The organism is Pseudacidovorax sp. 1753, from assembly GCF_040544975.1.
Classification (GTDB): domain Bacteria; phylum Pseudomonadota; class Gammaproteobacteria; order Burkholderiales; family Burkholderiaceae_C; genus Xenophilus.
In genome coordinates, this window is sequence record NZ_JBEPKY010000001.1 from 191811 (window position 1) to 214831 (window position 23021).

The window sequence follows — 23021 nt, forward strand, 5'->3', positions numbered from 1 at the left end:
TCAGGAAGCTTCGAGCGCTTCGGTGAGGGCGCGGCCCATGTCCTCGAAGCGGAACTGCCGCGCCAGCGCACGCTGCTGCGCCGTCCAGGCGGCGCATTCGGGCTGGGCGGCGTCGATGTCGTCGAGCTTGGTCATGATCCCGCGAAGGTAGCCGAGCTGGACGGCCTCTTCCAGCGCCCGCAGCCGTTCGGCGCCGGGGGCGACGATGGCGGCGGGCTCGGACGGCTCTTTGGACGCGGCGGCGGCGGGGTCGGCCGTCCAGCGCAGGTCGAGGCGGCGGCCGATCCAGTCGAGCAGCTCGCTGTGGCGCACGGGCTTGACGAAGAAGTCCTCGGGCGTGATGCCGACGTCGTTCTCCAGCCGCTTGTCGAAGGCGTTGGCGGAGACGACGGCGAACACGGTCTCGTGGGCGGCGCCCCGGCTCGCGCCCAACAGGGCGCGGGCGCGTCGGATGGTCTCCCAGCCGTCGATGCCGGGCATGGCCAGGTCCACGAAGACGGCATGCGGCCGGTAGCCGGCGGCCAGCAGATCCAGCCCGTCATGGCCGCTGGCGGCGGTGCGCAGCTCGAAGCCCAGGGGCTGCAGCAGGTGCACCAGCAGGTCGCGGTCGGCTTCCTCGTTGTCGATCACCAGCAGCTGGCGGCGTGGGCCTTCGTAGCCGCGCCGCTGCACCGGCGATTCGGCCGCCGGCCCCGCCGCCAGGCTGGTGCTGCCGATGGAGGCGCCGTGGCCCAGCGTGCCGGCCATGGCCTCGTGCACCCGCGGCAGGAAGAGCCGAACGCGAAACAGCGCGCCCTGCCCCGGCGTGCTGCTGACCTTCATCTCGCCGCCCATCAGGTCCGTGAGCATCTTGGCCATGGTCAGGCCCAGGCCGGCGCCGGGCGCGCTGCCGCGCGAGTCGCCGCGGGCGAAGGGCTCGAAGATGCGGGCCAGTTCGTCCTCGTGCAGGCCGGGGCCGGTGTCTTCCACCTCCAGCGTGGCGAACTCGCGGGCATAGGCGGCGCGAAACGTGACCTGGCCCCGGCCCGTGAACTTGATGGCATTGCCCAGCAGGTTGATGAGGATCTGCCGCACGCGGCGCTCGTCCGCGCGCACCACGGCCGGCAGCTGCAGCGCGGGCTCGAAGACAAAGCGCAAGCCCTTGTCCGCGGCCTGCAGCTCGAACATGTCGGCCAGCGACTGCAGCATGTCGCCGAAGGCCATGGGCCGGGCCTGCAGCGTGAGCTTGCCGGCCTCGATGTGGGCCAGGTCGAGCGTGCCTTCGATGAGCGAGAGCAGGTGCTCGCCCCCGCGCTTGATGACGGCCACGGCCTGCTGGCGGTGCGGCGGCACCGACGGATCCTGGCCCATCAGCTGCGCATAGCCCAGGATGCTGTTGAGCGGCGTGCGCAGCTCGTGGCTGATGGCACTGATGTAGCGGCTCTTGGCCTGGTTGGCGGCCTCGGCGGTCTGGCGGGCCTCGTCGGCGGCCTGGCGCGAGGCCTGCAGGGCGCGGTCGGTCTGGCGGTGCAGCTCGATCTCGCGCATCAGCAGGCGGGTCTGGCGGTTCGATTCTTCCTGCGCCACCTTGCGGCTCTGGTGCGCCAGCACCAGCCACCAGGCCACGATGCCGGCGATGAGCAGCAGCGCCATGTAGGCCTTGAGGAAGCCGGAGCCCAAGGCCTGCGCGGCCTCGCTGCCGGCGGCCCGGCCGGCGGCCACCGAGGGCGCACCGCCACTGTCGATCCAGTCGCCGATGCCGCGCAGCTCCTGCTGGTAGAGCACGCCGAAGACGGCGGCCAGGAGCGGCACCACGATCAGCATCAGCATCAGGAAGTGGCCCAGGCCCGTGTCCAGGTAGGGCCACACGCGCCGGGGCAGCAGCCAACGCAGCACGGCCGACCACTGCGCCGACAGGCCCGCATGCGGTTTGCAGAGGTCGCCGCAGCGGGCGTCGAGCGTGCAGCACAGGGAGCAGATGTCGCCCTGGTAGGCGGGGCAGTGGGCCATGTCGGGGCCCTCGTACTCGCGCTCGCAGATGACGCAGCGGCGGGGGGCGAGGCGCTGGTAGGAGGCTTCGGGGGCGACCCAGTGGATGCGATGGGCCCGCTGCCGCGATGCCGATGGCTGTTGCTCCTTCCCCCTCTGGGGGAAGGCGGGGATGGGGGCCAAGGCGCCGAGTGATGAGCGCTCCGCCTGAGCTGGCCCCCACCCCTGCCCTCCCCCAGGGGGGAAGGGAGGAACAGCCGGGGCGCTGCTGGCGGGAGCGGGCGCAGCGGCAGCAGGCGCCCCGGGCTGCCTCGCCAGGTAGAAGCGCCCACCGGTGACCCACGCGATCAGCGGCGAGGCGACCAGCGCCGTGCCCAGCGCGATCACGGCCGAGAAGGCCTGCGCCATCGGCCCGAACACGCCCAGGTGCGCCGTGATCGACACGCCCGAGGCCAGCACCATGGCGCCCACGCCCACCGGGTTGATGTCCCACAGGTAGGCCCGCTTGAACTCGATGCCCGGCGGCGACAGGCCCAGCGGCTTGTTGATGACCAGGTCGGCCACCACGGCCATCATCCAGGCGATGGCGATGTTGGCGTACAGGCCCAGCACGTCGCCCAGGGCCTCGAAGACGTTCATCTCCATCAGCATGAAGGCGATGAGGGCGTTGAACACCACCCACACCACCCGGCCCGGATGGCTGTGCGTCACGCGCGAGAAGAAGTTGCTCCAGGCCAGCGAGCCGGCATAGGCATTGGTGACGTTGATCTTGAGCTGGGAGATGACCACGAACAGCGCCGTGGCCGCCACCGCCCAGCCGTACTGCGGAAAGACGTACTCGTAGGCCGCCAGGTACATCTGGTTGGGATCGACCGCCCGCTCGGTGGGCACCATGTGGGTGATGGCCAGGTAGGCCAGCAGGGCACCGCCCAGCATCTTGGCCACACCCAGCACCACCCAGCCCGGGCCGCCCGCCACCACGGCCGCCCACCACCGCCCGCGATTGGCGGCGGTGCGCGCCGGCATGAAGCGCAGGTAATCGGCCTGCTCCCCCATCTGGGTGATGAGGGCGATGCCGACCGTCAGCGCGGCACCAAATCCGTGCAATCCAAAGCTGGAGACGCCCCCGCGATCACCACCATAGTGCGTGATGCCCGCAAATGCACCAGGATCGCGCGCCAGCACGAAGGCGAAAGGCACCACGAGCATCAGCAGCCAGATGGCCTGCGTCCAGACCTGCAGCCGGCTGATGGCCGAGACGCCGTGCGTCACCAGCGGAATCACCACCAGCGCGCACACCAGGTAGCCCCAGGCCGGCGGAATGCCCAGCGCCAGCTCCAGCGCATAGGCCATCACGGCGGCTTCGAGCGCGAAGAAGATGAAGGTGAAGCTCGCGTAGATCAACGAGGTGATGGTCGAGCCGATGTAGCCGAAGCCGGCGCCGCGCGTCAGCAGGTCCATGTCCACGCCGTAGCGGGCGGCATAGGCGCTGATCGGCAGGCCGGCCAGGAAGATGATGAGCCCCGTCGCCACGATGGCCCAGAAGGCATTGGCAAAGCCGAACTGAACCAGCAGCGTCGCGCCCACGGCCTCCAGGATCAGGAAGGAGGCGGCGCCGAAGGCGGTGTTGGCCACCCGCCATTCAGACCACTTGCGAAAGCGCTGCGGCGTGAAGCGCAGGGCGTAGTCCTCCAGCGTCTCGCTGCCGACCCAGCTGTTGTAGTCGCGGCGGACCTTGACGATGCGCTGGGGCGCGTCGTCGGCGTCGGGCGCGGCGGGCAGGGGCGGGGCGTCGGCGTTCACAGGCGGCAGAGTGCAGCTTTCATGCCGAGCAAGGCACGACTGTTGCAACGCGTTGACGCTGCCTATCATGCGGCGCCCGGCCCTTCCTGCCGGCATGCGGCCGCCCGTCGCCGCACGGACACCAGAGCAAAGCGAACCATGGAACTCACGCCCAGAGAAAAAGACAAGCTGCTGATCTTCACCGCCGCCCTGCTGGCGGAGCGGCGCAAGGGCCGCGGCTTGAAGCTCAACTACCCCGAAGCCGTCGCGCTGATCTCGGCGGCCGTGATGGAAGGCGCCCGCGACGGCAAGACGGTGGCCCAGCTGATGAGCGAAGGCCGCGAGGTGCTGACCCGCGCCGACGTGATGGAAGGCGTGCCCGAGATGATCCCGGACATCCAGGTCGAGGCCACCTTCCCCGACGGCACCAAGCTCGTGACGGTGCACCAGCCCATCGAATGAGGCGCCGCGCGGGCGCCCGAGCACCGCGTCCGGTTGCGGCCCTCTGCGCCACCCGCACGCACTCCGCCGCCCTGCCCGCATCGCCATCCACCCCATTTCTCAGAAAGACGCCCATGCGCACTTCCCGCCCCTTGCTTCTTCGCATCGCCACCGCTCTGGCCGCCACGGCCGCCCTGCCCGCCCTGGCCCACACCGGCGCCGATGCCGGCGCGCACCATGGCTTCGTCGCCGGCTTCGTCCACCCGCTGACCGGCCTGGACCACCTGGCCGCGATGGTGGCCGTGGGCCTGTGGAGCGCCCTGGCCGCCAAGGGCCGCCGCGAGCTGCTGGCCGCGCCCATCGGCTTCGCCGGCATGCTGCTCGCCGGCGCGCTGGCGGGCCTGGCCGGCCTGTCGCTGCCGGCGGTGGAGCCCATGATCGCCACCTCGCTGCTGGTGCTGGGCCTGCTGGTGGCCACGCAGCGCCGCCTGCCCGCCACCGCCGCCGCCGCGCTGGTGGGCGTGTTCGCCGTCTTCCACGGCATCGCCCATGGCCGCGAATTGGCCGAGCACGGCGGCGCCATCGCCACCCTGGCCGGCATGCTGCTGGCCACCGTCGGCCTGCATGCCGCGGGCATCGGCCTGGGCCTGGCGCTGCGCCATGCCAACCGCTGGCTGCCGCGCATCGCCGGTGCGGCCGTCGGCCTGTTTGGCCTGGCCCTGCTGGGCGGCATCGCCTGACCCGGAGGCCACCGCCATGATCCCGGGCGAACTGCTCATCGACGCGGGCGACCACGACCTCAACCCCGGCCGCCGCACACTCACCGTGGTGGTCAAGAACGGCTCGGACCGGCCGATCCAGGTCGGCTCCCACTACCACTTCGCCGAAACCAACGGCGCCCTCGACTTCGACCGCGAGGCCGCGCGCGGCATGCGGCTGAACATCGCCTCGGGTACCGCCGTGCGCTTCGAGCCCGGCCAGCAGCGCACCGTCGAGCTGGTCGACTTCGCGGGCGACCGCATCGTCTACGGCTTCCGCGGCCTGGTGCAAGGAAAACTCTGATGGCCTCCATTTCGCGCCGCGCCTACGCGGAAATCTTCGGCCCCACCGTCGGCGACCGCGTGCGCCTGGCCGACACGGGCCTCGTCATCGAGGTCGAGCAGGACTACACCCTGCGCGCCGGCGGCTACGGCGAGGAGGTCAAGTTCGGCGGCGGCAAGACCATCCGCGACGGCATGGCCCAGAGCCAGCGCACGCGCGCGCAGGGCGCCGTCGACACGGTGCTGACCAACGCGCTCATCCTCGACCACTGGGGCATCGTCAAGGCCGACATCGGCCTCAAGGACGGCCGCATCGCCGCCATCGGCAAGGCCGGCAACCCCGACACCCAGCCGGGCGTGGACATCGTCATCGGCCCGGGCACCGAAGTCATCAGCTGCGAGGGCAACATCGTCACCGCGGGCGGCATCGACAGCCACATCCACTTCATCTGTCCGCAGCAGATCGAGGAGGCCCTGGCCAGCGGCGTGACCACCATGCTCGGCGGCGGCACCGGCCCGGCCACGGGCACCTTCGCCACCACCTGCACGCCCGGCCCCTGGCACATCGAGCGCATGCTGCAGTCGGCCGATGCCTTCCCGATGAACCTGGGCTTCCTGGGCAAGGGCAACGCCAGCCGCACCGGCGCGCTGCACGAGCAGATCGAGGCCGGCGTCATCGGCCTGAAGCTGCACGAGGACTGGGGCACCACGCCCTCGGCCATCGACCATTGCCTGGAGGTGGCCGAGGCCACCGACACGCAGGTGGCCATCCACTCGGACACGCTGAACGAGTCGGGCTTTGTCGAGGACACCATCGCGGCGACCAAGGGCCGCGCGCTGTGCGCCTTCCACACCGAGGGTGCGGGCGGCGGCCATGCGCCGGACATCCTGCGCGTGGTGGGCGAGGCCAACTTCCTGCCCTCGTCCACCAACCCCACCATGCCGTACACGCAGAACACGCTGGACGAGCACGTCGACATGCTGATGGTGTGCCACCACCTGGACGCCGCCATCGCCGAGGACCTGGCCTTTGCCGAATCGCGCATCCGCAAGGAGACCATCGCGGCCGAGGACATCCTGCACGACATGGGCGCCATCAGCATGATGAGCAGCGACTCGCAGGCCATGGGCCGCGTGGGCGAGGTCATCATCCGCACCTGGCAGACGGCGCACAAGATGAAGGCCCAGCGCGGCAGCCTGCCCGAGGACAGCGCCCGCAACGACAACTTCCGCGCCAAGCGCTACGTGGCCAAGTACACGATCAACCCCGCCATCTCGCACGGCATCAGCCACGAGGTGGGCAGCCTGGAGGTGGGAAAGTGGGCCGACATCGTGATCTGGAAGCCGGCCTTCTTCGGCGTCAAGCCCTTCTGCATCATCAAGGGCGGCAGCATTGCCATGGCGGCGATGGGCGACCCCAATGCCAGCATCCCGACGCCGCAGCCGGTGCACTACCGGCCCATGTTTGGCGCCTTCGGCGGCAACATCGCCAAGAGCAGCCTGACCTTCGTCTCCCAGGCCGCGCATGCTGCCGACGTGGGCCGCCGCTACGGCCTGGCCAAGACGCTGGGCGTGGTCAGGAACATCCGCAACGTGCGCAAGAAGGACCTGATCCACAACGGCCTGACGCCGGTGATGGAGATCGACCACCAGACCTACGCCGTGCGTGCCGACGGCGTGCTGCTGACCTGCGAGCCGGCCAAGGTGCTGCCGATGGCGCAGCGCTACTTCCTGTTCTGATGGGGATGCCGCCCGAGGCCTCGAAACCCAGCGGCGCGCCGGCCCTGGTCATCCGGCTGGACGATCTGCGCGATGCGCGCATCGCGCGCTTCCTCGAAGAGCACCTGGCCGACATGCGCCGCGTCTCGCCGCCGGAGAGCGTGCATGCGCTGGACCTGGAAGGCCTGCGCCGCCCGGAGATCCGCTTCTGGAGTGCCTGGACGGACGATGGCCCTGAAGAGACGCTGGCCGGCACGGTGTCGCTGAAGCGGCTGGACGAGGGCCATGCCGAGTTGAAGTCCATGCGCACCGCCGCCCACCTGCGCGGCCGCGGCATCGCCGCGCAACTGCTGGCCCACGCCCTGGCCGAGGCCCGCGCCGCCGGCCACACGCGGATGAGCCTGGAGACGGGCACCCAGCCCTTCTTCGCTCCCGCGCGGGCACTCTATGCGCGGCACGGCTTCGAGCCCTGTCCGCCTTTCGGGGACTATGGGCCGGATCCGGCCAGCTGCTTCATGACCCGCATGCTTTGAGGCACACCAGGTCGCCGGACAATGGTGGCCTTTCTTGTCTCATCCGGCCGCCGCTGTGCGGCCCTCAGGATCGACCATGCTCACCGCCAACAAACTCATGCCCCAGGGCCGCGGCCTCGCGCCCGTGCTCGTCAAGCGCGCCGCCACCATCGAACTCGACTGGGACGTGCGCCAGAAGAGCCGCTTCGACACCATCGACTCGCAGGGGCGGCGCATCGGCGTCTTCCTGCCGCGCGGCACGGCCGTGCGTGGCGGCGACATCCTGGTGGTGGAAGACGGCTCGCTGGTGCGCGTGATCGCCGCGCCGCAGACGGTGCTGCGCATCACCCACTGCACGGCCCATGGCACACCCTTCGACCTGGTGCGCGCCGCCTACCACCTGGGCAACCGCCATGTGCCCATCGAGCTGCAACCCGACCACCTCAAGATCGAACCCGACCATGTGCTGGCCGACATGCTGCGCGCCATGCACCTGATCGTGAACGAGGTGCAGGAAAGCTTCGAGCCCGAAGGCGGCGCCTATGGTGGGCATGTGACCAACGATGGGCATTCGCACCATCACCACGGGCATGCGCATGGGGGCGGGCATGACCACGACCACGCGCATGACCATGACCATGACCATGACCATGACCATGACCATGACCATGACCATGACCATGACCATGAGCACGGCAAGGCACAGGGCGGCCATGTGCATGGGCCCGGCTGCGGCCATGACCATTCGCACTGACATGCCGCTGGAGCTGGGGAGGCGCGAAGGCTCCTTCCCCCTCTGGGGGAAGGCAGGGATGGGGGCTTGTGCGCCGCGACGCATCGCGAGTGGGCGGGCCCCCACCCCCGCCCTCCCCCAGAGGGGGAGGGAGTCCGTCTCTGCCCTCCCCCAGAGGGAGAGGAAGCCAATCCCTGCGCCTCATGCATGGCAACGAAGCGGCCAGCCGGCGCGAGGGTTCTGACCATGCTCGCCCCCCACAGCCTTCTGCAACTCATCTGGCTCGCCTCGCCCGCGCTGCCCGTGGGCGGCTTCTCGTACTCCGAGGGGCTGGAGGCCGCCATCGAATGGGCCGGCGTCAAGGACGAAGCCTCGGCCGCCGACTGGCTGGCCGGGCAGCTGCACCTGAGCCTGGCGCGCGGGGACCTGTCGGTGGTGGCCCAGGCCATCGCGGCCTGGTCGGCCGGCGACCTCGCCCGCGTGCAGTCGCTCAACGACTGGGTGCGCCAGACGCGCGAGTCCGCCGAGTTCCTGCTGCAGACCGAGCAGATGGGCCGCTCCTTCGTCGAATGGCTCAAGCTGCACCACACCGATGCCGCCGCCTGCTTCGCCGAGCTGCCGCCCACCTATCCCGTGGCCTTCGCCTTCGCCGCCGCGCGCGCGGGTGCCAGCGCCCAGGACGGCTGCCTGGCCTTCGCCTTCGGCTGGGCCGAGAACATGAGCGCGGCCGCCATCAAGGCCGTGCCGCTGGGCCAGAGTGCCGGCCAGCGCATCCTGGCGCGGCTGGCGCAGGAGATCCCCGCCGCGGTCGAGGCCGCCCTGGCCCTGCCCGACGAGCGGCGCCAGTCCTTCTCGCCCATGCTGGCCATCCTGTCGGCGCGGCACGAGACGCAGTATTCGCGGCTGTTCCGCAGCTAGGCCCGACAGGCCCTTCCCCACCTTCACGCAACAAGACCATGACCGCACTGCACCACGTTCCGAACCGCACCAAGAAGCTGCCGCCCCTGCGCGTGGGCATCGGCGGGCCCGTCGGCTCGGGCAAGACCACCCTGCTGGAGATGCTCTGCAAGGCGATGCGCGCGCAGTACGACCTGATCGCGATCACCAACGACATCTACACCAAGGAAGACCAGCGCCTGCTCACCGTGGCCGGCGCGCTGCCGGCCGAGCGCATCCTGGGCGTGGAGACGGGCGGCTGCCCGCACACCGCCATCCGCGAGGACGCCTCCATCAACCTCGAGGCCATCGACCGCATGCTGGGCGACTTTCCCGATGCCGACGTCGTGTTCGTGGAAAGTGGCGGCGACAACCTGGCCGCCACCTTCAGCCCCGAACTGTCGGACCTGACCATCTACGTGATCGACGTGGCCGCGGGCGAGAAGATCCCGCGCAAGGGCGGCCCCGGCATCACCAAGAGCGACCTGTTCGTCATCAACAAGACCGACCTGGCGCCGCACGTGGGCGCCGACCTGGGCGTGATGGAAGCCGACACGGTGCGCATGCGCAAGGGCAAGCCCTTCGTCATGACCAACCTCAAGACGCAGGACGGCCTGGCGCAGGTGGTGCGCTTCATCGAGGAACGCGGGATGCTCGCTGCGGGCTGAGCGGGCGCGGACGAACCCGCATCAGCCCAGCACGCGCCGCACCCACTGCCCATAGCGGCGCACCTCGCGCGCGAGCGTGGCCTTCTCCGCGTCGGGCGCCGCCTGCAGGGCCATGGTGAACGCACCCAGCTGGAAGGCCGCGTACAGCGGCAGGTACAGCGCCAGCAGCGACGACTGCACGGCCACCCCAGCCGCCCGCAGTCGCCCCATCAGCCAGTGCCGCTCGCCGGCATCCAGCCCGAACTCCACCGTGGCGCCGGCCACGTCCCACTCCAGCGGCTGGCTGCCCACCAAGTCATGGGCCACGGCATGGTCCACCGCATCGGTCTTGCGCAGCGTGCGGCCGTCCCACAGCCATTCCCAGGCATGCAGCCGGTTGTCGGTCAGCACGCGGCGCAGCGGCATCGTCAGGCCGGCGGCCGGCAGTGCGCCGCGCCAGGCCTGCCAGGCGCGCGCGCCTTCGTCGCCCAGGCCCTTGGCAATGTTGTGGCCCGCCATGTCGAGCAGCACCTCGCGCGTGGCGCCGGCTGTGGCAGGTGCCGGCAGCCGCGTGCCGCGGAAGGCCAGGTACTCGGCCAGCCGCTCCAGCAGCAGGCCACGGGTGGGCTGCTCCGCCGCCGGCCACAGCGGCAGCGGCCGTGCATGGGCCAGCCAGCGCTCGGCCGTGAAGCCATGCCACAGGCCCTGCACCGGCGGGCAGAAGCCATGCCGGGCCAACAGGTGCCGCCGCGCGCAGGCCAGGCGGCTGCCACGGCCCAGGCCCGCAAAGCGCAGCAGCCAGTCGCCACCGTCGGCCGGCAGCAGGAACTTGAGCCGCTCCATGTGCACCTGCGCGGGCAGCGCCTCGGTCCCATCGCCGTGCCGGGCCCGCCAGGCGCCGCCCGACAGGTCGATCATGTCGCCCGCCACGCCCGGCAGCCGGTCGCGCACCCAGTCCATCACGCGGTGCGGTGGCAAGGCGGCGGCGCCGGCCACGTCGTCGAAGCCCAGGTAGTGGACGGGCTGCTCGCGCCAGAGCTGGCGTGCCGGCGGGCTTGCCGCCGGGCCCGGGCCATGGCCGTGCGAAGGAAAGAGATGCACCCGTGGCGGCGGCACGCCCGCGCGCCGCAGCGCCTCCACACCGGCCAGGAAACTGCTGCCCGACAGGCCCGGCCCCTCGTCGACCAGGGCGGCATCGGGCGCCCAGCCGGCCGACGGCAAGGCACCGGCCTGGCGGTCGAACGGATGGCCCTGCGGCCGCAGCGTCTCGAAGCCCGGCGCACGCAGGCCCGCGGCCACCATGGCCGCAAGGCTGGTGCCGATGCTGCGCAGCCCCACCACGCGCGTGCGCTCGCCCGACAACGCGCCGGATTCGCGCACCTGCAGCGCCGCCATGCCGTGGCCCTCGGGGTAGAGCCCATAGAAGGCATAGCCCTCGCAGCGGTGCACGGTGATCCAGGCCGGCAGCGGCTGGCGGGCGCAGTCGCGCACGGCGTCCTCCACCGCGTCCTCATGGGCCAGCGCAAAGCCGTAGCACCAGCTGTGCAGGCAGCAGCGCGCCAGGGCCAGCGTGAGCTGGGTGGCGCTGGCAACGCCCGGAGGCACGCCCTGGGACAGCGCCTCGTCGCCCACCGCATCGGCCACGCCCTGCAGCAGTTCGCCGGCCTCGATCAGCGCCTCCACCAGCCGCGCATGCCGCACGATGCCGGGCGGCAGTGCCCGTGCACGGCGCAGGCCGATGCACACGCGCGCCAGCTTGGCCCGGGAACGCTCCTTCCGCTGCCCGTCGCCGTAGACGATCATGGCCGGGCCGGACGCCTCACCGGTCGGGGGCGCCGCGCGTGGCGACGTCGGCCGTGCCGCTGCCCGTGCCGCCCATCAGGTGCGCATAGGCGATGCGTTGGCACTGCGCCATGGTAGGCACCGCGAAGGGCTCGGGCGCGATATCGCGATGGCGTTCCATCCACGCGATCCAGCAGCCCAGTTGCGCGGGCGATGGCGAGACCACCGCGCGCCGCGACTTCATGTCCGCCAGCGCCTGCAGCGGCGGCATGCCGCGCGCTACCAGCACGCACAGCGCCAGCGTGGCCGAGCGGCCGATGCCCCACTGGCAGTGGATCAGCAGGCGCTCGCCCGCGTCGAGGCTGGCCTGCGCGAAGCGGATGCCGTGGTCCAGGTGCGTATCGCCCACGCTGCACATGTCGGGCGTGGGCAGGTGCAGCAGCCGCACGCCGTGGCGCGTGAGGGCCTCCTCGTCATCGCGGTCTTCCTCGCGCAGGTCGATCACGGCACGCACGCCATGCATGCCGGCCAGTTCGGGATAGAAGCCCACGGGAACATGTCCGCCCACCGCCAGCTGCGGCGTGATCCAGTCGAAATGCGGGGATGCGCGCAACGTATTCATCCGCCTGATCTTGGCGGGCAGGCCATGGCGCGCGCAAGCACCTGGCACCCGCAACGCAGTCAGCTTTGTCCCACAGGGGCACTGCCACAGCCCGGCCGAGACCGGCCCCCGGTTGCTGCGTTTCGACGGCGATGCGCGGCAGGCGGTGCGTGCGCTCAGCCCGCGGCCGCGGCCCTGTCCAGCGCACTCGCGCGCGCCACGGCCTGCTCCGCGGTCCACGCCGCGATCCAGCCGCCGAAGGCCTCCCAGGCCATGGGCCGCGCGATGTGGAAGCCCTGCGCCTTCTCGCAGCCCATGCGCGCGAGCTGCGCGAGGGCCTCGGGCCCCTCCACGCCTTCGGCCACCACCTCCAGCCCCAGGTTGTGCGCCAGGTCGACGATGGCCCGCACGATCTTCGCGTCGCTTTCGTCGTCGGCCATCTTCAGCACGAAGGACTTGTCGACCTTGAGCTGGTGCACCGGCAGGTGCTTGAGGTAGGCCAGCGACGAATAGCCGGTGCCGAAGTCGTCGATGGACAGCCGGAAGCCCATCTCGCCCAGGCGCACCAGCGTGGCCCGGGCGCGCTGCGGGTCGTCCATGATCGCGCTCTCGGTGATCTCCAGGCAGAAGGCCCCGGCCGGCACGCGATGGCGGTCCAGGCTGGCCTGCAGCCGGCCGATGAGGTGCACATCGACCAGGTCGCGCGTGGAAAGGTTGACCGACACCATGCGCAGGCCCTGCGCCGACAGCGTGAGCCAGCAGCGGCAGGCCTCGTCGAACACCCATTGCGTGAGCCGCCGCACGAAGCCGGTCTGCTCGGCGAAGGGGATGAAGTGCGCTGGCGGCAGCAAGCCCCGTTCGGGATGCTGCCAGCGCAGCAGCGCTTCGGCGGTGCACACCTGGCCGCTGTCCAGGCTCAGCTTGGGCTGCAGGAAGAGCCGCAACTCGCTGCGCGTGACGGCGCTGCGCAGCTCGGACAGCAGCGACACGGCCACCGCCGTGCTCACGGACTGCACGGGCTCGTAGGCCAGCCATTCGCGGCCCTGCCGCTTGGCCGCCTGCAGCGCCAGCTCGGCCCGGCCCACCAGCTCGTCGCCGGTGGCGGCATCGCCCGGCCAGCGTGCATAGCCCGCGCTCATCTGCACATCGATGCGCTGGCCGGCGACCAGCAGCGGATCGTCGAACAGTCGCACCAGCGACTGCGCCCAGTCCTCCGCCTCGGCCTGGTCGAGGCCGCTGCGCACCGCGGCGAAGGTGTCGCCGCCGATGCGGGCCACGCCATCGCCCGGCAGCGGCATGCGCGCCTGCAGCCGGGCGGCCACGGCCCGCAGCACGCCGTCGCCGAAGGGAAAGCCGAGCACGTCGTTCACCAGCTTGAAGCGGTGGATGTCCAGCAGCAGCACCACGCCCTGGGCGCACGGGCTGTCCGGCGCGGGCGCACTTTCGGCGGCCACGCCCGCCTTCGCGAGTTCCTTGGCCAGCATGCGCTGGAAGGCCTCGCGGTTGGGCAGGCCGGTCAGGGTGTCGCGGAAGGCCAGCCGGGTGATCTCGCCCCGGTGGTCGCGCAGGTTCAGCCGCATGTCGTCGAAGTCGCGCGCCAGCATGCCGACCTCGTCGGCGCGGTTGCGCTGGTGGATGGCCACGTCGAAATTGCCGGCACCGATGGCCCGGGTACTGGCCGACAGCTCGGCCAGCGGCTGCACCGCCTGGCGCACGGCCATGCGGCCGCTGATGGCGAAGAGCACCAGGCCCAGCAGCGTGATGAGGCCCAGCTGCAGCGTCATCTCGCGCGTGGCCCCGGTGGCCGGCGCGAGCGAGGCCATCAGCACCGCCTCCATGCGGCCGTCGAGCATGGGCTGCGGGGCGCGGCGCAGCAGCCAGGCCTGACCGCCATGCGTCCACTCGAGGGCGGCGGCGTCCTGCAGCCGCTGCGTGGGCGGCTGGCCGCCCACCGGCAGGGTGTCGAGCACGGGCACCAGCGGGCCCGGCCCGTCGTCGCTGGCCATCAGCACCAGCTGGATCTGCGCCAGCGCGCTGAAGTCGCGCGCAATCTCGGCGGTGAGCTCGAAGCTCATCAGCACCCAGCCGACGATCAGCGGCGCGCGGATGGGCACCAGCACAAGCTGGTAGACCTTGCCGCCCGCCGCATAGAGCTGCGCCCCGCTGCCGGCCTGCAGGCCGGCCAGGTGGCGCAGCTGGGCCGTGCTCAGCCTCAGGGGCAGGTCGCCGGGGCTGTCGGCGAGCCAGCGGAACTGCGCATCGAGCGAGGCCGCCGTGCTGGCACCGATGCGCGCGAGCCCGTTGCCCAGCGCCGAGGCCAGCGTGACATCGTCGCCGGCCGCGAGCGCGGCGCGGAAGCCGTAGTCCGAGGCCAGCACCGAGGCCGCCTCGTGCAGGCGCTGCTGCCGCTGGCCCAGCAGGTTGCGCCAGATGCCCTCGCCCACCACCAGCCGCTGCTGCACGTCGGTACGCGCCTGCCGCCACAGCGACTGCCGCGCGGCCCAGAAAGTGCCGGCCTGGATGAACAGGAGCAGCGCCAGCATCACCAGCGCGATGCGGTTGACCAGCGAAGCCCGTTGGAAGGCGCGGATCATGGCGGGACCGTGCGCACCGGCAGCTGCGTCCGTGCCTGCACCCCTTCGCGCCCCACGTTCAGGACGGCACCGGCCGGCGGCTCGCCCACCGGCAGCGTGGCATGCCAGGCGCGCAGCTGGTAGCTGCCGGGGGGCACATCCTTCAGCACCAGCCGGCCGGCGGCATCGGTGCGGCCATAGTGGGGCGTGTCCAGCACCAGCACCCAGCCCACCATGTCGTCGTGGATGTTGCAGCCCAGCACCACCACGCCCGGCATGTCGAACAGCACCGGGTTGGCGGGGCGGCCGATGTAGAGCTTGAGCTCGAAGCGCTTGGCCGGCGAGAAGGAATAGACGTGGTGCCGCACCTCGTCCCGGTTGGGAAAGTCCACCGAGGTGCCGCGCGTGACCAGCAGCACCTCGGGCATGAAGCGGCGCTGCGCCTGCGCCAGCTCCACTTCCTTGAGCGGGCGCACCTGGGCGGCCGCAGCCGGCGATTCGAGGAACACCACCGCCTGCGCCAGCGGCCGGCCGGCAGCGTCGACCACGCCCACCTCGACCGTGGCCGCCTCACCCGCCAGCGGCAGCAGGGCGACGGGCAACAGGCGGGCGGCGCGCCGCAGTCCTGCGAGGGCCGGCATGGGACTTGGCCGCGCGGGGGATCAGGGCTCGATGGCGAAGCCCAGCACCGGCGCGCCCTGGCCCAGCGTGCCCAGCAGCGTGCTGGCGCCCGAAGCGAGCCGGATGCGGTAGAGCTGCGTGGGCGACTGCGGCGTGAGCCGGATGGCGGCCAGCGCGTCGTTGTCGCGGTCCGCGATGTCGAACTGCACCGATTCGATCCGGCCCAGGGCCAGCGCGCCCACGGTGGTGAGCTGCCCGGTGTTGGGAGACACGACCGGGGTCGCGCCTTCCAGGCTGCCCTGCATCAGCAGCCAGCCCTGCGAGGCCTCGATGGCGTAGTTGGTGGTGATCTTCGGGTCGCGCTTGTTGTAGGTGTAGGCCACGGCCTTGATGCACACGCCCTTGCCGGCGCCCGAATCCGTGGCCGCATAGGCCAGGCGGCCGTCGAGCTGCACGCCCGGCGTCGCCGGATCGGCGTCGACCACCTCGTTGGTCAGCGGGTGGAGGCGGAAGTTCTGGCCGGCGCAATCGACCACCCGCAGCCGGTCGGCGCTGGGGTTGAAGTTCATCCCGTACACCTCGCCCCGGTCCATGGGCACGGCGGTGGCGGCGGCACTCACGGCCCTGGCCTCGCCGGTGTCGGTGTCGAGCACGTAAAGGCGGCCGCTGCGCGTCAGGGCGTAGAGCTGGCCGTAGGCGACGCGGTAGTCGATGCCCACCACCGGATCGCCGGCAGGCAGACCGGCCACCGGGCGGCTGGCCTGCTCGACGGCGGGCTCGTCCGCCGAGTAGCGGTGGAGCACCCGGTCGGCGGTCAGCGTCCACAGTGTGTGGGGCCGTGCCGCGGGCGCGGGCTGCGCGAGTGCCGGATCCGCCAGCCCCTGCACCAGCAGGCCGGCGGCGATGGCGGCGGGACCCAGCCCGCCAAGGCACCCACGCCGAGAAGAAATGGACAAGGTCATCTTTTGATCTTCGGCAATTCCGGCGCGGACTTGAGCCCAATCCCCCTACACAAACCCGGGTCGGGCGAAAGCCGTCCAATGCGCGCCTTGATCCGACTCAAGTCTTGCTGCGTATAGCCGAAGTCTTGGTCGTCCCATTCCTCCTGGGCTGCGCTCGGCCTCCAATCCGGCGGGCCACCTGCCGCCGTGAACTTCCTCATTCCCCGCTATGACCCGTGGGTCGTGGCCGCCTCCGTCCTGATCGCGGCCTTCGCCTCCTACGTGGCGCTCGATCTGGCCCGGCGTGTCCACACCCGCGACCGCATCGTCTCGCGCACCTGGTCCGCCGCCGGCTCGCTCGTGCTGGGCACCGGCATCTGGTCGATGCACTTCGTGGGCATGCTGGCCTACTCGCTGCCCATCGAGTTGGGCTACACCTATGCTCTGACGGCTCTGTCGTGGCTGGCGGCGGTGGCGGTCTCGGCGCTGGCCTTGCGGCTGGCCGCCCGACACCGGCTGGGCGCGAAGCCGCTGCTGTACGGTTCGGCGGCGATGGCTGCGGGCATCTGTGCCATGCACTACCTGGGCATGGCGGCCATCGACGTGGCACCGGGCATCCAGTGGCACTGGCCCATGGTGGGGGCCTCGGCCCTGATCGCGTGGGGCGCCTCGGCGGCGGCGCTGCTGCTGTTCTTCCTGCTGCGCGAGAGCGAAGGCGGCCAGGCCCGGCTGCTGCAGCTGGGCGCCGCGGTGGTCATGGGGCTGGCGATCAGCGGCATGCACTATGCCGGCATGGCCGCGGCCGGCTTCGTGGAAGGCAGCGTCTGCCTGAGTGCCGGCGAGCTCGGCGGCAAAAGCCTGGGCCTGATGGTCATGGCGGCGACGCTGCTGATGCTGATGCTCACCCTCTTCACCTCGGTGCTCGATGCCCGGCTGCGCGGGCGCACCATGCAGCTGGCGCGCTCGCTCAAGGAGGCCAACCACCAGCTGCAGGAGGCCAACGAGGAGCTGCACCGCCGCGCCTTCCTCGACCCGCTCACCGACCTGCCCAACCGCGTGCTGTTCGACGACCGGCTGGGCCATGCCCTGGCCCGCACCGACGGCGGCAAGGAGAAGCTGGCGGTGCTGTTCGTGGACCTGGACGGCTTCAAGCCGGTCAACGACTCCTTCGGCCATTCGCTGGGCGACGCCGTGCTGCGCGACGCCGCCGACCGCCTGCGCGCGGTGGCCCGAAGCACCGACACCGTGGCCCGCATCGGCGGCGACGAGTTCGTGGTGCTGATGGAGAACGTGGTCTATGCCGCCGACTGCACGGCGGTGGCCCGCCGCATCGTCGAGGCGATCCGCGCGCCCTTCCTCGTGGGCCAGCGGCCGGTGCAGATCTCGGCCTCGGTCGGCATCGTCGTCTACCCCGACCATGGCGAGAAGCACAAGCTGGTGGCCTGCGCCGACGCCGCCATGTACGCGGCCAAGCGCGCCGGCGGCGGCAACTACGCTATGTTCGAGTCGCGCATGGGCACCAACGCCGAGGAGCAGCTGAGCCTGCAGTCCGACCTGCGCCTGGCCATCCAGGGCGGCCAGCTGGCGCTGCACTACCAGCCCAAGATCGACGGCCGCCGCAACCAGATCCGCGGCGTGGAGGCCCTGCTGCGCTGGACGCATCCGACGCTGGGGCCCATCAGCCCGCTGGTGTTCATTCCGCTGGCCGAGCGCTTCGGCCTGATCAACGCGCTGGGCCACTGGGTGATCGAGGAAGCCTGCCGCCAGGTCGCGCAGTGGGAGGACGAGGGCCTCCTCATGCGCGTGGCCATCAATCTGTCGGCGCACCAGCTGCGCGAGCCCGACCTCGTCGAGCGCATCGCCGACGCCCTGGGCCGCCACCGCATCTCGGCCGAACGACTGCTGTGCGAGATCACCGAGAGCGTGGCCATGGAGGACGTGACCGCCACGCAGCGGGTGTTCGACGGCCTCTCGCGCATCGGCGTCTTCCTGGCCATCGACGACTTCGGCACCGGCTACTCCAGCCTGAGCTACCTGCGCCAGCTGCCGGCGCGCCAGCTCAAGATCGACCGCAGCTTCGTGAGCGACCTGGAGACCAGCGCCGATGCGCGGGCCGTGGTCGACGCGGTGGTGCGCCTGTCGCACGCGCTGGGCCTGCGCGTGGTGGCCGAGGGCGTGGAGACGGCCGGCCAGCGCGACATCCTGCTGGGCATGGGCTGCGACGAGCTGCAGGGCTTCTTCTTCGCGCGGCCGATGCCGGCGGACCAGCTGCTCGCATGGAGCCTGGGCCGGCGGCCGGCGGACACCCACGGCGATTTCTCGCCTTCGGTGCTCGCGCCGCTGTGAGCCGCCCGCGGCGGCGGCCCGGCGCCGCCGCCCCTACCTGACCGTGCCGACCTCGCGCCAGCCCAGCTGGCGTGGATCGAAGGCCCAGAAGCTGCCCGTGGGCGCGGCCACCTCGCCCTTGGTGTTGCCGGCAATCAGGCGCGGCTTGCCACGGGCGTTGTAGAAGCTCAGGTCGGTGAGCACCGAGCTCTGCGGCACATAAGCCACGCTGCTGTCGAGCACCGAGGTGGCCCTGGCGTAGTTCAGCGCATAGATGCGGCTCTGGCCGCCCGGGCTGCAGGCGTCGCCGGTGGGCAGCGTGGCGCTGAAGGCGATCAGGCCGCTGAAGGCCGTGGCGGGCGAGATGGCACGCCAGCCCACCGAGCCGCTCTGGCCCAGGTCGATGTACCAGCCGGCCTTGCCGGCCAGGTTCACGGCCGAAGTCAGCGTGCCGCCGTTGGCGTTGCCCGTGGCGCCAGCGGGCGTCACCGCCGCCAGGCGGGTGCGGCCGTCCACCGGATAGCTGCCGGCATTGGTGCCGCTGGCGTCGGCCGCCGCGGTGGCGAAGCTGCCGATGCCGCCATCGATCAGCGCATAGAAGCTCTGGTTCTGGCTGCTGAGGATGTCGGAGCGGTCGAGCAGCCGGCCCGTGCCCACCAGCACGAAGCGCTGACGGGTGACGGGATGCACCTCCACCAGCGGCGCGGTGGTGATGGGCTGCACGGCGCCACTGCCGTCCTTGAAGATCGCCAGGCGCGTGGGTGCGGGATAGGCGCCGCCGCCCTTGGGCGCCGTCAGGTCGAAGCGCCAGAGCTGGCCGCCGAGGTCGCCCACATAGACGGCATCGGCGGTGAAGTCGTTGTAGTCGCGCACATAGGCCGTCGCCCGGGCCATGCCGTCGGCGGCAGTGGTGCCGGTGGACACCTTCTCCAGCAACTGGCCGTTGCGCGGATCGACGACGAACAGCCAGCCCTTGCCGTCCTGGTTGTTGTAGCCCGAGGTGAACAGCGCCACCCAGCCCCACTTGGCGGTCTTGACCACCACCGGGTCGCCGAAGCTGTAGCCGATGTCGACGCAGTTGCCGCTGCTGAGGTTGCAGGTGCCGCCCGCCGCGGAGGGCAGCTGCGCCGCGCTCGGAAATTCCCACAGCACCTTGCTGGCCACCGTGGCCTCGGTGGTCATGAGGTCGGGCCGGGTGACGTCGATGGCGTAGTAGCTGCGCCCGCCCTTGCCTAGTCCGCCGATCAGCAGGCTGCGCCAGGCCGGCGTCGGGCTCTGGCCGGCGGCCGTGTCGGCGAAGGCCTGGCCGGCGCGGGCGAAGTCGATGTCGATGACCTGCGGCGTCGCATCCACATAGTTGCGGTGCGCATAGGTGGGCTTGCCCAGTTGCGCCAGCAGTCCGTCGGCCGGATTGGTTGCATCGCCCGGGTCGCGGCCGAACAGCACCGAGGGCACATACGCGAACAGCTCCTGCCCGGCGGTGGTGCCGGTGCCGCCCCGGAAGGCGTGCAGCATGCCGTCGTTGGCGCCCACGTAGAGCACGGTGGGGCGCGCGGCATTGTTGGCGTCGGTCTTGAAGGCGCTGTAGCCCGGGTTGGCGGCGTCGGAATAGGGGCCCGCCGGCGGCCCGACCACCGCGATGCGGGAGTTGACGATGTCGCCCAGCCGGCGCGGCAGCCGCTGCGTGGTGCCGCTGCTGTCGGTGGAGGTGACCACGCGCGTGCGGTAGCCCTGGCCTTCCAGCGTGCGGTCGCCGCGCAACCACTGCAGGTAGCTGGCGCCGTCGTTGCCGCTGACGTAGCTGGTGTCCAGCGCGCTCTTCTGCGTGCTGCTGAGGCTGTCGTAGCGGAAGGCCACGCCCGCGGTGCCCGACCAGGTCACCACCCGGCGCGCGGTACTCCAGCCGTCGCCGCTGCCCAGTTGGCCCTCGAAGGCGGTGTTGGTGGTCCAGGTGGCCGTGGCGGCGGGGGTGGGCGTGCCGTCGGTGTCGAAGCGGATGGCGGTGCCCGTGACCTCGCCCGACCAGTTGCTGGAGTCGTACTGCGCCGCATACGACACGTCGGCCTGGGTGGTCACCTGCCGGCCCGCCAGCGAGAAGGTGCTGGTGTAGGCCTTGATGTTGCCCACGATGCTCTCGAAGGCCCGCGTCAGGCCCGAGACCATCGTGTCGGGCCGGCCCGCGGTGAAGTAGTTGTCGGGACGCGCCTGAGGCTTCGGCGGGTTGTCGCGGGCGTCGGTCAGCATGTCACCGTTGGTGGACCACCACTCCGTCGGAATGGTGCCGGCGAAGTCGTACGGATCGAAATCGGCCGGCACCTTCATGCCACCGAACTTGGCCGCCAGGTAGAACTTGTTGTTCCTCTGGAAGGGCTGCTCCAGCACGTCCACCCAGTAGGTCTGCACCGTCTGCTTGCCGATGGTCTTGGCCACGGCGGCGTTGTCGGGCCGGATGTCCTTGGTGTTGGCGTCGAAGGCCAGGCCCGCCATGTAGAAGCGCGAGGCGCCGGCGCCGGTGTTGACCGAGGCCAGGTTCACGTTCACCGTCGAGTCGTCCTTGTTCTGCAGCACGCCGACGCGGTTGGTGGCCACGACCGCATCGACAGAGGCGTCGTTGGCGACCGGATCGGGCTTGCGCGGCTCGGAGTCGGTGCCGGTGTTGTTGCCCGGCACGTTCTTGTCGTTCCAGGTGTAGATGTCGCCGATGCCCAGCACGAAGTTGCGCTGGCAGGAGTACTGGATGGGATCGTCCCAAGTGGTGATCACGGGAAAGCCGTCGAGCTGCTTGCGACGCGCCGCCACGTCGGTGGCATTGCCGGTACCCGGCAGGTTCGACCACTCGGCCACATTGCCCAGGTTGCGGTAGTAGCGCAGCGTGGCGTAGTACAGCTCGTTGACCGGGTCGTAGTCCTTGTAGTTGCCCGGGTAGATCTGGCCGAACTTGTTCAGGTAGTTGATGACGCCGCTGTCGGCGATGGGCACGGCCGTGGTGGTGGTCGCCAGCGCGTCGTCCCTGTCGGGGTTGCGCACGAACTGGCCCGTGGCCGGGTCCCACTCGCGGCCCGCCGTGTTGGCGGTGTCGGGCTGCCCGGGCACCGGCATCGTCGGCCCCACGAACTTCTGGCGTGCCCGCAGCACGCCGCCATCGCGGGTGGCCGAGCTGTCGTTGAGGTAGCCGAAGGCGCTGAATCGGATGTCGCCCGCGTACTGCTGCACCAGGCCCTCGGGCTTCCAGTTGTTGCCGTACTGCGTGCAGTTGGCCTCCACGCCGCCGGCACCGGCCGAGGGGTCGCAGACCTTCACGCGCACCGTGTAGTCCAGCGTCGGCGCGAGCTGCGAGGACAGCGAGGCATAGCTGCCGCCCGGCGGCTGCATCTCCAGTTGCATGACGGCGCCGCCGCCGCGCTCGTAGTACTTGACCTGCACCCGCACCGACTGCCCGGCCGTGAAGACGAGGTCGCCGGTCACGTCCTGCTGCGTGCCGTGGTCGTTCCACTGGTTGATCTGCAGCACGTCGTTGACGTAGAGCAGCACGCCGTCGTCCGACGTGGTGCGGAAGCGGTAGCTGCCGCTGCTCGGCGCGGCGAAGGTGACGTTGTAGATCGCCGTGAAGTTGTCCGTGCCCACCCCATTGCCCGGCCCGCCCGTGCCCCAGTTGGTGTTGAGCGAATCGGCGTAGTTGGTGTAGGTGGGGTTGCCGGCGGGGTTCTGGTTGACGGTGTTGGCGTAGTAGTCGCCGCGGATGCCGGTGGTGGGCGTCAGCCGCATCGCGAAGCCGCGGCCGTTGATGGAGATGCCCAGCGAGCTGGCGCTGGTGAACGGCGTGGCGCCGGCAATGTACTGCTGCGGCAGGTTGCGGTCGTTGAACAGGCCCTGACCCGAATGCCAGCCCTTCTCGATGATGGTGGTGTCGACCGTGTCGACCACGCGGCGCCCGCCCGTCATGGCCCAGCGGAAGGGATCGATGGCCGCGGTGGTGGCCCAGTTGAGGAAGTTGCCGCTCCAGGCCCCGCTGCAGGTGCGGTTGGTGGCGGCGCCGATGGGCGTGAAGTAGCTCTGGTCGCCCTTGCCGGTCTCGATCGTGATGCTGCCGTCCGTCACGTTGGCCGCCGTGTTCTGCACGTAGCGGTAGCACTTCTCGGTGTCGAAGTAGCCCAGGAAGCGGCTGGTGTTGGCGTAGTTGTCGGTGTGCGCCGTGCGCGAGGCGGTCGGCCATTCCACCGACAGTGCCAGCGCCAGGTTACCGGGCACGCTGGAGCTGGAGAACACCGGCTGGTCGGCCAGCGACGCCGCCAGCGCCACCCCATGGAAGGGCAGCACCAGCATCAGCAGCAGGCAGCACAGGCGCTGCGCGCATCGAAGGAGGGGCTTGGGCATGGCGGGTTCGTGCTTCACGACGGGTA

16 protein-coding genes are annotated in these 23021 nt (G+C 71.0%); 9 read left to right on the forward strand and 7 right to left on the reverse strand.

Going from position 1 to position 23021, the window contains the following annotated elements; genetic code table 11:
- Positions 1-3840 (reverse strand): hybrid sensor histidine kinase/response regulator, encoded by a 3840-nt coding sequence (locus ABIC63_RS00925; protein WP_354318357.1) that lies wholly within the window; start codon positions 3838-3840, stop codon positions 1-3.
- 69 nt (positions 3841-3909) lie between these two features.
- Here ABIC63_RS00925 and ABIC63_RS00930 point away from each other — a divergent pair, with 69 nt between their 5' ends.
- From ABIC63_RS00930 to ureG, 8 genes are all read left to right on the forward strand, one after another.
- Positions 3910-4212, forward strand: coding sequence for an urease subunit gamma (locus tag ABIC63_RS00930; protein ID WP_017762114.1), 303 nt, complete (start codon positions 3910-3912; stop codon positions 4210-4212).
- Positions 4213-4325: 113 nt separating this feature from the next.
- Entirely contained in the window at positions 4326-4931 is a 606-nt protein-coding gene (locus tag ABIC63_RS00935; RefSeq protein ID WP_354318358.1) for a HupE/UreJ family protein, read from the forward strand.
- Between the two features lie 16 nt (positions 4932-4947).
- A complete protein-coding gene (locus ABIC63_RS00940; RefSeq protein ID WP_017761531.1) occupies positions 4948-5253 on the forward strand; it encodes an urease subunit beta in 306 nt (101 codons plus the stop codon).
- Positions 5253-6971, forward strand: a complete 1719-nt coding sequence (gene ureC / locus ABIC63_RS00945; RefSeq protein ID WP_354318359.1) for an urease subunit alpha — start codon at positions 5253-5255, stop codon at positions 6969-6971. The genes ABIC63_RS00940 and ureC overlap by 1 nt, the downstream gene beginning before the upstream one ends.
- Positions 6971-7483: a GNAT family N-acetyltransferase gene (locus ABIC63_RS00950; RefSeq protein ID WP_354318360.1), complete on the forward strand. Its 513-nt coding sequence runs from the start codon at positions 6971-6973 to the stop codon at positions 7481-7483. The genes ureC and ABIC63_RS00950 overlap by 1 nt, the downstream gene beginning before the upstream one ends.
- Before the next feature lie 76 nt (positions 7484-7559).
- Positions 7560-8216: an urease accessory protein UreE gene (gene ureE / locus ABIC63_RS00955; protein WP_354318361.1), complete on the forward strand. Its 657-nt coding sequence runs from the start codon at positions 7560-7562 to the stop codon at positions 8214-8216.
- A gap of 225 nt (positions 8217-8441) precedes the next feature.
- Positions 8442-9113, forward strand: coding sequence for an urease accessory protein UreF (locus tag ABIC63_RS00960; protein WP_354318362.1), 672 nt, complete (start codon positions 8442-8444; stop codon positions 9111-9113).
- A 38-nt stretch (positions 9114-9151) separates the two neighbouring features.
- Positions 9152-9799: an urease accessory protein UreG gene (gene ureG / locus ABIC63_RS00965; protein WP_234196406.1), complete on the forward strand. Its 648-nt coding sequence runs from the start codon at positions 9152-9154 to the stop codon at positions 9797-9799.
- Positions 9800-9820: 21 nt separating this feature from the next.
- On the opposite strand, the gene ABIC63_RS00970 is transcribed toward ureG, so the two are convergent.
- The 5 genes from ABIC63_RS00970 to ABIC63_RS00990 all read right to left on the reverse strand — a co-directional run bounded on the left by ABIC63_RS00970 (position 9821) and on the right by ABIC63_RS00990 (position 16311).
- Positions 9821-11581 (reverse strand): hypothetical protein, encoded by a 1761-nt coding sequence (locus ABIC63_RS00970; RefSeq protein ID WP_354318363.1) that lies wholly within the window; start codon positions 11579-11581, stop codon positions 9821-9823.
- A gap of 16 nt (positions 11582-11597) precedes the next feature.
- Positions 11598-12182: a protein-tyrosine phosphatase family protein gene (locus ABIC63_RS00975; RefSeq protein ID WP_294367241.1), complete on the reverse strand. Its 585-nt coding sequence runs from the start codon at positions 12180-12182 to the stop codon at positions 11598-11600.
- A gap of 155 nt (positions 12183-12337) precedes the next feature.
- Positions 12338-14755: a putative bifunctional diguanylate cyclase/phosphodiesterase gene (locus tag ABIC63_RS00980; protein WP_354318364.1), complete on the reverse strand. Its 2418-nt coding sequence runs from the start codon at positions 14753-14755 to the stop codon at positions 12338-12340.
- Entirely contained in the window at positions 14752-15375 is a 624-nt protein-coding gene (locus ABIC63_RS00985; RefSeq protein ID WP_354318365.1) for a methylamine utilization protein, read from the reverse strand. The genes ABIC63_RS00980 and ABIC63_RS00985 overlap by 4 nt, the downstream gene beginning before the upstream one ends.
- 21 nt (positions 15376-15396) lie before the next feature.
- Positions 15397-16311: a DUF4394 domain-containing protein gene (locus tag ABIC63_RS00990; RefSeq protein ID WP_354318366.1), complete on the reverse strand. Its 915-nt coding sequence runs from the start codon at positions 16309-16311 to the stop codon at positions 15397-15399.
- A gap of 192 nt (positions 16312-16503) precedes the next feature.
- Here ABIC63_RS00990 and ABIC63_RS00995 point away from each other — a divergent pair, with 192 nt between their 5' ends.
- Complete coding sequence (locus tag ABIC63_RS00995; protein WP_354318367.1) at positions 16504-18642, forward strand: putative bifunctional diguanylate cyclase/phosphodiesterase; 2139 nt, start codon at positions 16504-16506, stop codon at positions 18640-18642.
- Positions 18643-18675: 33 nt separating this feature from the next.
- Here the strand turns inward: ABIC63_RS00995 and ABIC63_RS01000 are convergent, their stop codons facing one another.
- Entirely contained in the window at positions 18676-22995 is a 4320-nt protein-coding gene (locus tag ABIC63_RS01000) for a PilC/PilY family type IV pilus protein (RefSeq protein WP_354318368.1), read from the reverse strand.
- Positions 22996-23021: the final 26 nt, after the last annotated feature.